The 13,199-nt window shown below is 60.6% G+C and carries 14 protein-coding genes and 2 pseudogenes; 12 read left to right on the forward strand and 4 right to left on the reverse strand.

Translation table 11 applies throughout. The features are described from left to right. Positions 1-10 precede the first annotated feature (10 nt). The 5 genes from BFQ01_RS10580 (at position 11) to BFQ01_RS10600 (ending at position 4,460) form a co-directional block, all read left to right on the forward strand. Positions 11-1,174, forward strand: coding sequence for a ribonucleotide-diphosphate reductase subunit beta (locus BFQ01_RS10580; RefSeq protein ID WP_176718746.1), 1,164 nt, complete (start codon positions 11-13; stop codon positions 1,172-1,174). A gap of 199 nt (positions 1,175-1,373) precedes the next feature. After that, complete coding sequence (locus BFQ01_RS10585; protein ID WP_065925244.1) at positions 1,374-2,087, forward strand: HNH endonuclease; 714 nt, start codon at positions 1,374-1,376, stop codon at positions 2,085-2,087. A 71-nt stretch (positions 2,088-2,158) separates the two neighbouring features. Continuing rightward, positions 2,159-2,806, forward strand: coding sequence for an HAD-IB family hydrolase (locus BFQ01_RS10590; RefSeq protein WP_065925245.1), 648 nt, complete (start codon positions 2,159-2,161; stop codon positions 2,804-2,806). 231 nt (positions 2,807-3,037) lie between these two features. Further along, positions 3,038-3,985, forward strand: coding sequence for a hypothetical protein (locus BFQ01_RS10595; RefSeq protein WP_065925246.1), 948 nt, complete (start codon positions 3,038-3,040; stop codon positions 3,983-3,985). Between the two features lie 94 nt (positions 3,986-4,079). Beyond that, positions 4,080-4,460, forward strand: a complete 381-nt coding sequence (locus BFQ01_RS10600) for a helix-turn-helix domain-containing protein (RefSeq protein ID WP_074847504.1) — start codon at positions 4,080-4,082, stop codon at positions 4,458-4,460. On the opposite strand, the gene BFQ01_RS10605 is transcribed toward BFQ01_RS10600, so the two are convergent. From BFQ01_RS10605 to BFQ01_RS10615, 3 genes are all read right to left on the reverse strand, one after another. After that, complete coding sequence (locus BFQ01_RS10605; protein ID WP_065925248.1) at positions 4,390-4,947, reverse strand: AAA family ATPase; 558 nt, start codon at positions 4,945-4,947, stop codon at positions 4,390-4,392. The two genes, BFQ01_RS10600 and BFQ01_RS10605, sit on opposite strands and share 71 nt — an antisense overlap. Next, on the reverse strand, positions 4,937-5,455 hold the full coding sequence (locus BFQ01_RS10610) for a hypothetical protein (protein WP_065925249.1): 519 nt from the start codon (positions 5,453-5,455) through the stop codon (positions 4,937-4,939). Before BFQ01_RS10610 ends, BFQ01_RS10605 begins: the two co-directional genes overlap by 11 nt. 339 nt (positions 5,456-5,794) lie before the next feature. Next, positions 5,795-6,853 carry an MBL fold metallo-hydrolase gene (locus tag BFQ01_RS10615; RefSeq protein WP_027605642.1) on the reverse strand — a complete coding sequence of 353 codons (1,059 nt, stop codon included), beginning with the start codon at positions 6,851-6,853 and terminating at the stop codon, positions 5,795-5,797. A 123-nt stretch (positions 6,854-6,976) separates the two neighbouring features. Between BFQ01_RS10615 and BFQ01_RS10620 the strand changes: the two genes are divergently transcribed. The 5 genes and pseudogenes from BFQ01_RS10620 (at position 6,977) to BFQ01_RS10635 (ending at position 11,041) form a co-directional block, all read left to right on the forward strand. Then, the gene (locus BFQ01_RS10620) at positions 6,977-7,603 is read left to right on the forward strand and encodes a TetR/AcrR family transcriptional regulator (RefSeq protein ID WP_065925250.1); all 627 of its coding nucleotides are present in this window, start codon (positions 6,977-6,979) and stop codon (positions 7,601-7,603) included. A gap of 190 nt (positions 7,604-7,793) precedes the next feature. Then, positions 7,794-8,852: a diguanylate cyclase gene (locus BFQ01_RS10625; protein ID WP_065925251.1), complete on the forward strand. Its 1,059-nt coding sequence runs from the start codon at positions 7,794-7,796 to the stop codon at positions 8,850-8,852. 263 nt (positions 8,853-9,115) lie between these two features. Then, positions 9,116-9,886, forward strand: a pseudogene (locus BFQ01_RS33320) (PAS domain-containing protein); the annotation flags it as partial. 111 nt (positions 9,887-9,997) lie between these two features. Beyond that, positions 9,998-10,435 (forward strand): annotated as a pseudogene (locus BFQ01_RS33325) (methyl-accepting chemotaxis protein); the annotation flags it as partial. A gap of 84 nt (positions 10,436-10,519) precedes the next feature. Next, positions 10,520-11,041 carry a DUF1003 domain-containing protein gene (locus BFQ01_RS10635; RefSeq protein WP_065925253.1) on the forward strand — a complete coding sequence of 174 codons (522 nt, stop codon included), beginning with the start codon at positions 10,520-10,522 and terminating at the stop codon, positions 11,039-11,041. Between the two features lie 47 nt (positions 11,042-11,088). Here the strand turns inward: BFQ01_RS10635 and BFQ01_RS10640 are convergent, their stop codons facing one another. Then, positions 11,089-11,970 (reverse strand): LysR family transcriptional regulator, encoded by an 882-nt coding sequence (locus BFQ01_RS10640; protein ID WP_065925254.1) that lies wholly within the window; start codon positions 11,968-11,970, stop codon positions 11,089-11,091. Positions 11,971-12,050: 80 nt separating this feature from the next. Here BFQ01_RS10640 and BFQ01_RS10645 point away from each other — a divergent pair, with 80 nt between their 5' ends. Both BFQ01_RS10645 and BFQ01_RS10650 read left to right on the forward strand, forming a co-directional pair. Next, positions 12,051-12,758 carry a CTP synthase C-terminal region-related (seleno)protein gene (locus BFQ01_RS10645; protein WP_065925255.1) on the forward strand — a complete coding sequence of 236 codons (708 nt, stop codon included), beginning with the start codon at positions 12,051-12,053 and terminating at the stop codon, positions 12,756-12,758. Then, the gene (locus BFQ01_RS10650) at positions 12,755-13,078 is read left to right on the forward strand and encodes an antibiotic biosynthesis monooxygenase family protein (RefSeq protein WP_027605635.1); all 324 of its coding nucleotides are present in this window, start codon (positions 12,755-12,757) and stop codon (positions 13,076-13,078) included. Before BFQ01_RS10645 ends, BFQ01_RS10650 begins: the two co-directional genes overlap by 4 nt. Positions 13,079-13,199 lie beyond the last annotated feature (121 nt).

The following is a 13,199-nucleotide window of genomic DNA, read 5'->3' on the forward strand; positions in this document are numbered from 1 at the left end:
CGAAGCCAACATGGACCGCCTCGACGGTGCCGGTGCCGCTGCCGCCATCGAAGCACGCGCCGTCACCGCCAGTGACTCCGCCGCCATCGTGCGCGCCAAGGCCGCCCTGGACAAACTCGACGTCGCCGAAGGCCTCGCCGAACTCGAAGGCGCCTCCGCCCGCGTCGCCGTTGACGAAAAGCGCATGATCAACTGCCGCGCCGACCTCAACCAACTCGTGCCTTTCAAGTACGACTGGGCCTGGCAGAAGTACCTCGACGGCTGCGCCAACCACTGGATGCCGCAAGAGGTCAACATGACCGCCGACATCGCCCTGTGGAAAAACCCCGAAGGCCTGACCGACGACGAACGCCGCATCGTCATGCGCAACCTCGGCTTCTTCTCCACCGCCGACTCCCTGGTCGCCAATAACCTGGTCCTGGCCGTGTACCGCCTGATCACCAACCCGGAGTGCCGCCAGTACATCCTGCGCCAGGCCTTCGAAGAAGCGATCCACACCCACGCCTACCAGTACTGCATCGAATCGTTGGCCATGGATGAAGGCGAGATCTTCAACATGTACCACGAGATTCCATCGGTGGCTAAGAAGGCAGCCTGGGGCCTGAAATACACCCGCTCGATCTCCGATCCGAAGTTCGAAACCGGCACCGTCGACACCGACAAGGAACTGCTGCGCAACCTGGTCGCCTACTACTGCGTGCTGGAAGGCATCTTCTTCTACTGCGGCTTCACCCAGATTTTGTCCATGGGCCGCCGCAACAAAATGACCGGCGTGGCCGAGCAGTTCCAGTACATCCTGCGCGATGAGTCGATGCACCTGAACTTCGGTATCGACGTGATCAACCAGATCAAGATCGAAAACCCACACCTGTGGGATGCCGAGATGAAGGAAGAAGCGACCCAGATGATCCTGCAGGGGACTCAGCTGGAGATTGAATATGCGCGGGATACCATGCCGCGCGGGGTGCTCGGTATGAACGCCGCGATGATGGAAGACTATTTGAAGTTCATCGCTAACCGTCGCCTGTCGCAAATTGGGTTGAAGGAAGAGTATCCGGGGACGACTAACCCGTTCCCGTGGATGAGTGAAATCATGGATTTGAAGAAAGAGAAAAACTTCTTCGAAACCCGTGTGATCGAGTATCAGACCGGCGGTGCGCTGAGCTGGGATTGATTCTTAGCACAGCTAAACCGAGAAGCCCTGACTTGTTCAGGGCTTTTTTATGCAAGCTCGCTTGAAACCTTCAAGACAAAGCAGCGAATTCATTTACCAATGGCGTTGACCGCTAATTCCTGCCAGAACGTAGGAAATTTCGTAGACGCAATAATGGCTACTCAGTATCGTCCGAGGGTTTTCTACCCTCGGCGGCTGTATGGATATTACGAAAGACAACACGGACTGGAACGACGCGGAGTTGGCAGCAGCGGTCGAGGCTTACTTGAAGATGCTGGCCAAGGAAAAGAACGGCCAGCCTTACAATAAAGCGCTCGAAAACCGCCTTTTGCGCGAGGGGCCGATAGCCGGTCGTGCAAAAGGCTCCGTAGAGTTCCGCATGCTAAACATTTCTACCGTTCTTATCCGTATGGGCCTGGAGCCGATAAAAGGCTTTAAGCCCGCGAAGAACGTAGGGTCAGGCGTCGAACAACGCATCCGCCAAGCGCTGGCCGCGCAGGGTGTATTCGAATCCGAAGACGCCGCCCAAACAGCAGACGAGCAAACGCTTATCCGCCGCGCGTCCAAACTGCAGCAGCAACCTTTCACTCAGCTACCGGACGGCATTGCCCAGCCGCAGAAGGTCTCGACCGTCAGCACCGCTTTTGTTCGCGACCCAAAGGTACGCGCCTGGGTACTGAAAGAGGCCGAGGGCATCTGCGAAGGCTGCGGCGCTAACGCGCCGTTTGAGGTCGACGGTTTGCCATTTCTTGAAGTACATCACGTCAAGCACCTGGCCCAGAAGGGTTCGGATCGCATCACCAATGCTGTAGCCTTGTGCCCCAATTGCCATCAGCGTTGTCACCGGTCGAGTGACCGGGCGGCTTTCACCGAGGGGCTTTACGCCAAGGTCGGAAGATTGGCACGGGAGTAGACTCCTGCTGTCACACCTGATGCACGCTCAAAAATACTAGATAGGACCGAGGCCAACCCGTGAACCCAGACATGCTCGAAGCCGGCCCCGTTGACGCCAAAGTACTCTCCGTCTTTGACTTCGACGGCACCCTGACCCACCACGACAGTTTCGTGCCCTTCCTCAAGTTTGCCTTTGGCACCGGCGAGTTTTATGGCCGGATGGTCAAGCTGGCCGTGCCTGGGCTGCGCTTTTTGGTGCGGCAGATCAGCCGGGATGAGTTGAAGGCTCAGTTGATCCGCACCTTTATGACTGGGGTGGAGAAGACGTGGGTGCAGCAGAAGGCCGAGGAGTATTGCCAGCGCAATTGGGCGCGGTTGATGCGCCCGGCTGGGGTGTTGTCGGTGGAGCAGGAGTTGGGCTCGGGGGCGGTGGTGACGCTGTGTTCGGCGTCGCCGGCGTTGGTGCTGCAGCCGTTTGCCGATCGGCTTGGGATCAAGTTGATTGGCACTGAGCTTGAGGTGGTCGACGGGGTGTTGACCGGCAAGCTCACCGGGAATAACTGCCGGTGTGAGAATAAGGTGCTGCGGCTTGAGGCGGTGTACGGGGACCTGGGGGAGTATCGGCTCAGGGCCTGGGGCGATACGCGAGGGGATCGGGAGTTGCTGGCGGCGGCGCAGGATGCACATTTTCGGCATTTTCATGCGAAGAAGAAAAAGCGGGCCAAGTTGCAGCGGTGATGCGGGTGGGTGGGATCCACCGGGAACACCGAGTCGATCCCATCGCCGCCTCGCTGGGGCTCGACAGCTCCCACAGTTGAGCGGTTTAGGCTTGAGTGTCGCGACTAGCATGGGGTGCTTGGGGTTGAGCTGGACTTGTTCCCTCGCAGCGGACGGCGGGTTGCAGGTTCTTGCTGATATTTACGCGGGTTCCCGCTATTAATAGCGAAACCTCTCACGGACCCGAGCCCCATGAAATTCGACACGGCCTACAGCCTGAGTCTCGATGACAAGCTGTCGATCTATGACGTACGAGACCTGAATTTCGACGAAACCAACACCTTCGATTCCGACAAGGACAGTTTCCTCTGCCCCAACGATGCCTGTCGCGCCGCCTTCGAAGCAGGCAATGTGCTGAGCACGTTCAACGCCAGGAACGTCAACTACCAACGCACCCCGCACTTCAAAAACACGCCGAGCACCCGGCATATCGACGGCTGCCGCTATGCCAGTCTCCACAAGGGTGCAGCAGGCGAAAACGACGATGAGCGTGAGGATAATTTCCCATCGGAGTTTGTGCTGACACGTCGTACGTACGAGCGTAAAACCGCGGAGGTCGGCACCGAGGGGCTGGTCCCACAAGATTCAGCGAAAACACCTTCACCCCGCAGCGACGAATCTGTCAGCGCCAGCGACACCACCCCGGAAAAAACCAGCGTGTTTGCCCACCCGGTGGAGTGTTTTGTGTCGAACATCGACGACAAGGAAAAGCTGAAAAGCATGCCGCTGAAAATCGGCGAGCACACCGCGACTTACGCGGCGTTTTTCAAGAAGATCGAATACCTGCAAGACAACAAGGGCCTGATCTACTGGGGCAAGGTCAAAGCGATCAAGGACTACACCAGCAGCTTTCGCATCGACTTCGAAAAGAAGGTGTGGCTCGACAAAAAGCCCTACTCGGTCAACGTCTACCTGAGCAAAAAGCTCATCGAGAACTACCGCAAGCGCAAGGCGTTCCTGGAGCAGATCAGGGCGGCGGCGGACAGTGAGCGGGCGTTGTATTGTTTCTTCTACGGGGTGACACCGGAGCTGAAACAAGTGCCCAGCAAGAAAAACCCCGAGCAGACCTTCGGGGTGTTCAGCGCGAATATCGAGAACCTCGATCACCTGATCATTCGTGAGGCGCCGGGGTTGGAATAGTGGGTCGATAAGCATCCAGTTGATGAGCGGTCAAAACAACTGTACAAAAACACAGTATAGTTTGCCCTCCCCCGTCGAATCCTGGAGAAACCCCATGTCCTCTCTGGCAATGAGCTCTTTCGTAGAACAGCAGATCGTCCTGCACCAATTCACCGCCAAACACAGCGTACAGGCCCGCGCGATGCTGGGCTGGAGCCGCGACGAGCTGGCCCGCCAGGCGGGTGTGACGGTGGATGCCATCCAACAGTTTGAAAGCCAGGGCGATGTGGGTGATGAAACCCGCCTGGCATTGGCGTTTCGGTTGGAGGCGCAAGGGCTGGTGTTTTTCCCGGGGTTTGCGCCGGGGTGGGGCATGAGTGTGCGGCGGTTTGAGACCGCCCCAGCCGAACCCGCTGCACAAAACATTATTTCGCGGCTGATGGGCTCAACAGCGGCATCAATTGATTCACCAACGCCCCAGCCGAATGGTGCGTAGAGTCCAAGCGGATCACCGGACAGGTCAGTGCCGCCAACCAGGTTTCATGCCGACGCAGGCTGCGTAGGCTGTGGTTGCCGCTGTCGTAACGAGCGGCCCAGGCCAGGAAGGCGACGCTGTTCTCGTGGCGACTGCCACCTTCCAGGATTTCATCACCGTAGCGTTGCACCTCCCTCATGCGCAGACGGTGCAGGCGTACTTGCGGGTCGAGGCGCAGGAACACCACGTGGGTGAACTGCGCGATCATCGGGTCGCCCCAGCCGCACAGTGAACCGGACAGCACCCAGCCTTCCAGGCCGACAGTCTGCTCCTGCAGCAGGCGGATGCGTTCATCCTTGGGCCGGGCAATGGTGAAGGGGGCGTCGGTTTGCTGCCAGTAGAAATAGTCGGTGTCGAAGTAAGCGACGTTCAGACTCTCCGCCAAGGCCCTGCCCAGGGTGGTAGTGCCCGCCCCCGCAGCACCGAGGATATGAATTCTATAGGCCATGGCTTCCCTCCCTGGCATTGCGATAACCCAGCGCCAGCGCGGCCAACGATTCCTTCGACCATCGCGCACCGTAGAACCACAACGTCGCGCCACCATCGAGAGCCTCGCCAAACCTCGGGTAACCACTCCAGCACGCACTATGGAATGCAGCACTTTGACTGTCCGACACCAGGGCATCCAGCCGGTATTCATTCACGATTTCATCGATTTCATTATGGGTGTGCAGTTTGAACGTGAGGGTGCCGTCGATACGTTGCGCCGGCACGGGTATCAGTTGCGCCCCGGCCCGGCGCAGTACGTCCAGCGCACGCATGAAGGGCGCACGGTGTCGAATCGGTTCATGCCCATCGCCACGTCCATATCGGTCGGCATACCCCACGCGCCTGCCGGCCAACGCTTGCATGGCGGCAAAGCGGCTATTGTTCTGCACCAGGGGCACCTCCACCATCACTGGGCCCTCTGGGTCGATACCGCTCAGGGCAATCAGCGTCAACGAGGGATCAGGCATGGGTCTGATGGGAATTGCCGGTACGTTATACCCGGGGATCAGGACGCCACCCTTGGGGTGGGTTTGAGGGGGGGGATCGACATCAAACTCGATACTGCGGGGGGGCACTTGATCGGGGGAAGGACGGCGGCATGGAGATGCCGAGTCGGTCATGCCCAAGAGCGCAGACAACGGCTGGCCAACCTGGCAAACCGCATCTGCTCGCAAAAACCATCTGCGTATGCTGTCCATCGGTACGCCTCCCCTGAAAACACTTTCCAGGGATCATCGCATCCTTCGCCGGCGCCTGTCGCAGACCCGAAACAGCTTGAAAACTCCTTTTTCGGCGCCTCTGCGCCCTCAGCCCACAAGGTGCTCTTGTGCACCTTGGGTTTCCACTTCCAGCCACCATGCATACCCACGCTCCGGCTGGTTCAAGCTGAACGCCTGGCCCATCGGCGGTGTGGTAATCGACACATTGCGCTCCCACGCCAGCGCCATGATGCGGTCGAAAGGTTCGTGCCAGGCATGGAACGCCAGGTCGAAAGTGCCGTTGTGGATCGGCAGCAGCCAACGGCCCCTGAGGTCGATATGCGCTTGCAGGGTTTGCTCCGGCTGCATGTGTACATGGGGCCAGTCGACGTTGTAAGCACCGGTTTCCATCAACGTCAGATCGAACGGGCCGTACTGTTCGCCGATGCGTTTAAAGCCATCGAAGTAGCCGGTGTCACCGCTGAAAAAGATACGGCGCGTGCCGTCGATCATCACCCAGGAACACCAAAGGGTCTGATTGGCATCAAACAGGCCGCGCCCGGAAAAGTGCTGCGCCGGCGTGGCAACAAAGCGAATGCCATCCACCTCGGTGCCTTGCCACCAATCCAGCTGCCGCACCTTGCTGGCGTCGACACCCCACTTGACTAGGATGTCGCCCACGCCCAGCGGCGCGAGAAAGTAACGGGTCTTGTCGGCCAGTTGGACGACAGCCTTATGGTCAAGATGATCGTAGTGGTTGTGGGAAAGAATCACCGCCTCCAGGGGCGGCAGCTCTTCAAGACGGATAGGCGGCTGGTGGAAACGCTTGGGGCCAGCCCAACTGAATGGCGAGGCACGCTCGGCGAACACCGGGTCGGTCAGCCAGAACTTGCCGCGCATTTTCAGCAATACGGTGGAATGCCCCAGGCGGAACACGCTGTGATCAGGCGCCGCCAACAATTGCTCGCGGGTCAGCGGTTGCACCGGGATCTGCCCCACCGGGCGCGTGCTGCGTGGTTTGTTAAACAGCATGTTCCAGAAGATACGCAAGGTCTTGCCAAAGCCACCGTGCTGCACGGGGGCCTCGTTGCTGAAGCGCCCCAGGTCCAGATCGGCAGGCTTGGGCGCCGCAGGTGAAGACTTGAGGCGGGTTGAGATGGTGGCCATTACAGAGTGACTCCTACGGTCCGCGCATAAGTTACACTGAACAGTGTAGTTTCAAGATTGCAACAAAATCCGCAGCAAGTAAACTACCCAGTGTAATTTACCCTCAAGAGCCGAACGCCAACCATGACTGCCCCTCAACGCCTCACCGACCGCAAACGCCAAGCCATCGTGGCAGCGGCCATCGCTGAGTTTCGCGATAACGGCTTCGAGGTCACCAGCATGGACAAGGTCGCCGCCACCGCTGGGGTTTCCAAGCGCACGGTGTATAACCATTTCCCCAGCAAGGAAGAACTGTTCGCCGAAATCCTTCACCAGCTCTGGGCCAGCAGCGTCGCCCAACTCGACGTCAGCTACACCAGCGAGCGCCCCCTGCGCGAACAACTGCGTGGTTTGCTGGAAGCCAAGATGAAGATGATGTCGGACACCAATTTCCTCGATCTGGCCCGGGTAGCCATCGCCGCCACCATCCACTCGCCGGAACGTGCGCAAGACATGGTCACCCGCCTGAGCCAGCGCGAAGAAGGTTTTACCCAGTGGGTACGCGCCGCCCAGGAAGACGGCCGCCTCTCTTGCACCGATCCGGCGTTTGCCGCCCACCAGATTCAAAGCCTGCTCAAGGCTTTCGCGTTCTGGCCGCAGATCACGTTGGGCCAGCCGACCCTGGATGCCGCTCACCAGGCGCGTGTCATTGAGTCGGCCATCGACCTGTTCCTGGCCGGCTACGAAGTCAGCGCCCCCTGCCCCGAGTAAAAACCGTTGCAGGAGCGACATTCCTGGTCGTTTTTGACGCATTCGCCCTCTGTTTTGCGCAAATGGCCTGGAAGGCCACTGATTATTCCCATGGGAATAACTGACAATATTCACAGGCCTTATGCGATCAACGGTCGATCCGGTGTCCGCGCGCCGCGGTAAATGTGAAAAACAGCTGAACCAGGAATTTATGGAAAACAGACGAGGCAAAGGGCTCTCATTTGCCCGGCGTATCTACCAGCCAAGGATCATCGGCCTGGGTGTCGGCAGCATCAGCGTTACCGGCGCCCTGTATCCGCTTGCCATGCCGGGCTGGGTCTGGGCGTTACTGCTGTTCAATGGGTTTGCCTGGGCGCACCTGGCGTATCAGCTATCCACCCGTTCACCGTTTCCTTACCAGGCTGAACAGCGCAACTTCCTGTATGACTCGGTACTCGGCGGGTTCTGGGCGGCGGCCACACAGTTCACGCCGCTGACAGCGGTGACCATCCTGTCGATGATGACCATGAACAACGTCGCCGCCGGCGGCCGGCGCCTGTTCCTGCGTGGCCTGCTCGCCCAGGTGCTGGGGATCGGCGTGGCATGGGCGCTGTTCGGTATCCAGTTCAACCCCGACGTCAGCCTGCTTCAGGTCTACTCCTGCCTGCCGATGCTGACCCTCTACCCCATGGCCATCGGCATGGTCTGTTATCAACTGGCGATCAAGCTCTCGGAACATAAACGCGCCCTCAGTGCCCTGAGCCGCACCGACAGCCTCACCGGCCTGCTCAACCACGGCTCGTGGAAAGACCTGCTGCACCTCAAGTTCCACAAGTGCCAGCAGCAGCAAAGCCACGCCACCATCGCATTGATCGATATTGACCACTTCAAGCAGATCAACGATACCCATGGCCATATCGTCGGCGACACGGTGCTGCGGCAACTGAGCCTGGAACTGCGGCGCAACCTGCGGGAAAACGACCTGGCCGGACGTTATGGTGGCGATGAGTTCTGTGTGATTCTTCCGCAAATGCCTCTGGAGCAAGCAGCGCAGATCATGGAGCAGATGCGCGAAACATTCGGCAACTACCGCACCCCGCACATACCGGAATTGCGCGTCAGCCTGAGCATCGGCCTGGCGGACTTCCAGCCGCGCTTCACCGACGCAGCCATGTGGCTGAACGCGGCGGACCGAGCACTTTATGCCGCCAAGGACACCGGGCGTAATCGAGTCAGTGTCAACGACGACCGGATAGCCTGCTCCGCCTGACGTTGTCTACGACACCTGGTCTTGATCTTCTGTGCAACGCCGCGGGAGATGGCGTAATGCCTCCATTGGTCGCCTACCCAAAAATGGTCCTGCCCATGGGGCGAACTTCTTGTCAGGCTGATGACTCTTAACCCGTTGTTCCCCCCCCGCTGTCAGCACAAGGGAGCTGACAATGAGCAGGTCAACCGTAGGGCAAATGCCTTACGGAGGCAGGCGCCTATACATGGATACTCCCAGACGCGTGCTTGCCCGAGCCCCCGAACATGTTATTCAACGCCCATAAGAAAACCATCGATACCCTGCAACACACCGTGGCTCACCAGGCCAGCCTGCTGGACGCCATCGAACGCTCCATGGCGGTGATCGAATTCGATCCGCAAGGCCTCGTGCTGCGGGCCAATGACAACTTCCTCAGTACCCTGGGCTACCGCGCCGAGCAGATCGAAGGCCAATCCCACCGGATGTTCTGCACGCCCGCCTTCGCCCGCAGCGCCGAGTACCAGCAACTCTGGGCCAACCTGCAAAAGGGTCAGTTCCAATCAGGTACCTTTGAACGGGTGGGCGGCAATGGTCAGTCGGTGTGGCTGGAAGCCAGCTACACCCCGGTACGTGATAACGCGGGCCGTGTGATCAAAGTGGTGAAGTACGCCCTGGACGTTACCCCGCGCCTGCAGGCCGAAAGCGAGGCCAACGCCAAGTTGGAAGCCATCGGCCGGGCCATGGCCGTCATCGAGTTCAACCTCGACGGCACGATCATCACCGCCAACGCCAACTTCCTGCAACGCATGGGCTACAGCCTGGCGCAGATCCAGGGCCAGCATCATCGTCTGTTCTGCACCCCGCAGACCGCCGCGAGCTCAGCCTACAGCGAGTTCTGGCGACGCCTGAACCAGGGTGAATTGTTCAGCGGCCAGTTCGAGCGCGTGGATAAAAACGGCCGGCCCGTTTGGCTCGAAGCCAGCTACAACCCGGTGTACGACGCCAGCGGACGCCTGTGCAAAGTGGTGAAATTCGCCTCGGATATCACCGCGCGCGTGCAACAACACGCCGCTGACGCACAGAGTGCCGCCCAGGCCTATCACTTGTCCCTGCACACCCAGGACATGGCGGAAAAGGGTGCCGACGTGATCCAGAAAACAGCCAGCGGCATGCGTGAAATCTCCTCGGACATCGACAACTCCTCGCAACTGATCGCCAAGCTGGGCGAGCGTTCGCAGCAGATCACCACCATCGTCAACACCATTCGCGGCATTGCCGAACAAACCAACCTGCTGGCACTCAATGCCGCTATCGAAGCGGCGCGCGCGGGTGAACAAGGCCGTGGTTTTGCCGTGGTGGCCGATGAAGTGCGGCAGTTGGCGGCGCGCACCAGCGGGTCCACCACAGAAATATCCAGCATGATCGCGGTGATCCAGGCTGAAACCCGCCAAGCCATCGACAGCATGGACGCAACCCGCGACCGTGCTGCCCTGGGCGTGGAGTTGGCCAACCAGGCCGGTACGGTGATCCTGCAGATTCGCGAAGGTACCAGCGAGGCGGTGCACGCGGTGAGTGCGTTTGCCAATGAGCGGGGTGTCCACTAAGTAGGCCACGGGTTATTCATGTGTAAGACAGGTCGCCAGGACTATAGTGATTCACTGTCTTAACGTTGATGACCCGAGCCCACCATGACCCCCGACAAGCCCGAAACCGCCCCCGTCGATCACCTGCGTTTTCACCGCCGCCACGCCCACCTGGCGCCGACCTTCGGCAACGATACCTTTGCCCTCAAGGCCGAGGCCTTTGCGCGCTTCTTTGGTACACCGACCTTCCTCGGTGCGCAAACCGCGATCGTGATCTTGTGGGTGGTGCTGAACGTAACCGGCATCACCCACTTCGACGTGTACCCGTTCATCCTCCTCAACCTGGCCTTCAGCCTGCAATCCGCCTATGCCGCGCCGCTGATCCTGCTGGCCCAGACGCGCCAGGCCGCCCGCGACAAAGCCCAGTCCGACGCCGACGCGCAACACCGTGAAGCCCTGGCCATCGCCAATACCGAACGCCAGGCCCAGGCCGCGCAAACCACCAGACAGTTGCTCGAATTGCTGGAGCAAAACACCCGGCTGACGGAAATGACCAAGCAACTGACCGAACACATCGAAACCCTGACGTGCGAAATGCATGAGCACTATGTGCGAAAACCTCAATAACAACGCGAATGCCATGTGGGAGGGGGCTGACTCCCGATCGCGGTGAGTCAGGGTTTCATCTGCACATGCCGGCCCAACTCATCAAACAGCGTCACCACCGAGCGCAATGCGCGGCAATCGGGGCGCGTCAGCAGCCATAACGCGGTGTCGTGCCCAGCCAACGCGGGGCCCAGGGGTTGCAGGCCGTCATCCAGCAGAAAGTCCGGCAGCGCCGCCACGCCCAACCCTGCCCGCACCAGTTCGGTCACCGACAACATGCTGTTGCAGCGATAGCTGGGGCGTACACCGGGCAGGTGTTCGCGGCGCCAGGTCACCGTGGGGTGGTCGGGCAGGAAGTCGTCCGGCGCGATCCAGGCCAGGTCCGCCAGTGAGCGTGCGGCGTGTTGGTGCGCATACGTGGGGCTGGCACACACCTGATACGCCACGGCCCCCAGGCAACGGCCGACCAGATGCGCCGGCGGAGTCCTGGTCAGGCGCAGGGCGATGTCGGCATCGCGGCGGCTGAGGTTGGCGAAATCATTCGACGTGCTCAGTTCCAGGGTCAGCGCCGGGTAGTCCGGCATGAACTGCGCCAGCGCCGGCAGCAACAACCCTTGCAGCACCGAGTCGGTACAGGTCAGGCGCACCGTGCCGCTGATCACCTCGCCGCCCTGCTCCACGCCGATGCGCGCCGCCTCAAGCGCTTGTTCGGCACGTTCGGCCTGCTGCGCCAGGCTATTGGCGAGGCTGGTGGGCAGGTAGCCGGCGCGGCTTTTTTCAAACAGCGTCTGGCCCAATGCGGCCTCCAGCCGTCGCACCGCGCGGAACGCCGTGGACACATCCACCCGCAATAACGCCGCCGCCCGCGCCAGGGTGCCGCCACGCACCAGGGCGAGAATCAACGACAGGTCGGGGTAATCGAGTTGATAGTGCGTGGCTGCATTGAGCATGTGGGAAAACGCCAATATTGATTGCGTGCGCACCAATCTATAGTGCGCATCAGGACACCACAAGCCATGGGACGCACACGATGAAAGCCACCACCCTGCACCTCGCCCTGATCGGCGATTACAACCCCGATGTCATCGCGCACCAGGCCATTCCCGTCGCGCTGCAACGGGCCGCCGAAACCCTCGGTTTGCAGGTTCATCTGCAATGGCTCGACACCGACACCCTCACGCCCACCACAGCACTGCACGGCTTCGACGGATTCTGGTGCGTGCCCGCCAGCCCCTACCGCGACACCGACGGCGCCTTGCGGGCGATCCGTTTTGCCCGCGAACAGCGGCGACCTTTCCTCGGCACATGCGGTGGTTTTCAACATGCAGTGCTGGAATACGCCCGCAACGTGCTGGGCTGGGCCGATGCCGAACATGGCGAGCTGGCGCCGGGCGCTGAACGCGCAGTGATCACCCCCCTGAGCTGCGCACTGGTTGAAGCCACCGACAGCCTGCGCTTGACACCCTACACGCGCATCGCCGAGGCCTACGGCCGTCTTGAAATCGAGGAAGGTTACCGCTGCCGCTACGGCATCAACCCCGAATTCGCCGATGCCCTGCTCGAGCGCGAGATGATTCCCAGCGGGCATGACGCAGCCGGCGATCTACGCGCGGTGGAGTTGCTCGACCATCCATTTTTCGTCGCCACCCTGTTCCAGCCTGAACGCGCCGCCCTCAAGGGCATCACGCCGCCTTTGGCGATTGCCTGGCTCAAGGCGTGCCAGGAGCAGTGCGCATGATCGCCAAGACTCCCGCCCCACCCTACTACGCAGTGATCTTCAGCTCATTGCGCACCGACGGCGATCAAGGCTACGGCCAGGCCGCCGCCCGCATGCTGGAGTTGGCTCGCGATCAACCGGGGTTTCTCGGGGTGGAATCGGCGCGGGAGGATGGCCTGGGGATTACCGTGTCGTATTGGAGCAGCGAGGCCGCGATCCTGGCCTGGAAGCAGCAGGCCGAGCACCGGGCGGTGCGCGAACAAGGACGCGCCACCTGGTACTCGGCGTTTCAGACACGGGTGTGCAAGGTGGAACGGGCCTACACATTCCAAGGCCAGTAACCTTCATATCAGCTGAGTCTCTGTGGCGAGCAGGCCTGCTGTGGTGAGCAGGCCTGCTGTGGTGAGCGGGCCGGTTGTGGTGAGCGGGCTTGCCCCGCGCTGGGCTGCGAAGCAGCCCCAA

It is taken from the genome of Pseudomonas sp. 8 R 14 (assembly GCF_900005955.1).
Lineage (GTDB): Bacteria > Pseudomonadota > Gammaproteobacteria > Pseudomonadales > Pseudomonadaceae > Aquipseudomonas > Aquipseudomonas marginalis.

Bases quoted from the DNA above. Each gene is read 5' to 3' on its own strand.
- BFQ01_RS10610 (WP_065925249.1), bottom strand. From the start codon at position 5,455: ATGCCTGATCCCTCGTTGACGCTGATTGCCCTGAGCGGTATCGACCCA.
- BFQ01_RS10620 (WP_065925250.1), top strand. From the start codon at position 6,977: ATGACTGCCCCTCAACGCCTCACCGACCGCAAACGCCAAGCCATCGTG.
- BFQ01_RS10635 (WP_065925253.1), top strand. From the start codon at position 10,520: ATGACCCCCGACAAGCCCGAAACCGCCCCCGTCGATCACCTGCGTTTT.
- BFQ01_RS10590 (WP_065925245.1), top strand. From the start codon at position 2,159: ATGCTCGAAGCCGGCCCCGTTGACGCCAAAGTACTCTCCGTCTTTGAC.
- BFQ01_RS10600 (WP_074847504.1), top strand. From the start codon at position 4,080: ATGTCCTCTCTGGCAATGAGCTCTTTCGTAGAACAGCAGATCGTCCTG.
- BFQ01_RS10615 (WP_027605642.1), bottom strand. From the start codon at position 6,853: ATGGCCACCATCTCAACCCGCCTCAAGTCTTCACCTGCGGCGCCCAAG.
- BFQ01_RS10595 (WP_065925246.1), top strand. From the start codon at position 3,038: ATGAAATTCGACACGGCCTACAGCCTGAGTCTCGATGACAAGCTGTCG.
- BFQ01_RS10645 (WP_065925255.1), top strand. From the start codon at position 12,051: ATGAAAGCCACCACCCTGCACCTCGCCCTGATCGGCGATTACAACCCC.
- BFQ01_RS10585 (WP_065925244.1), top strand. From the start codon at position 1,374: ATGGATATTACGAAAGACAACACGGACTGGAACGACGCGGAGTTGGCA.
- BFQ01_RS10625 (WP_065925251.1), top strand. From the start codon at position 7,794: ATGGAAAACAGACGAGGCAAAGGGCTCTCATTTGCCCGGCGTATCTAC.
- BFQ01_RS10640 (WP_065925254.1), bottom strand. From the start codon at position 11,970: ATGCTCAATGCAGCCACGCACTATCAACTCGATTACCCCGACCTGTCG.
- BFQ01_RS10605 (WP_065925248.1), bottom strand. From the start codon at position 4,947: ATGGCCTATAGAATTCATATCCTCGGTGCTGCGGGGGCGGGCACTACC.
- BFQ01_RS10580 (WP_176718746.1), top strand. From the start codon at position 11: ATGGACCGCCTCGACGGTGCCGGTGCCGCTGCCGCCATCGAAGCACGC.
- BFQ01_RS10650 (WP_027605635.1), top strand. From the start codon at position 12,755: ATGATCGCCAAGACTCCCGCCCCACCCTACTACGCAGTGATCTTCAGC.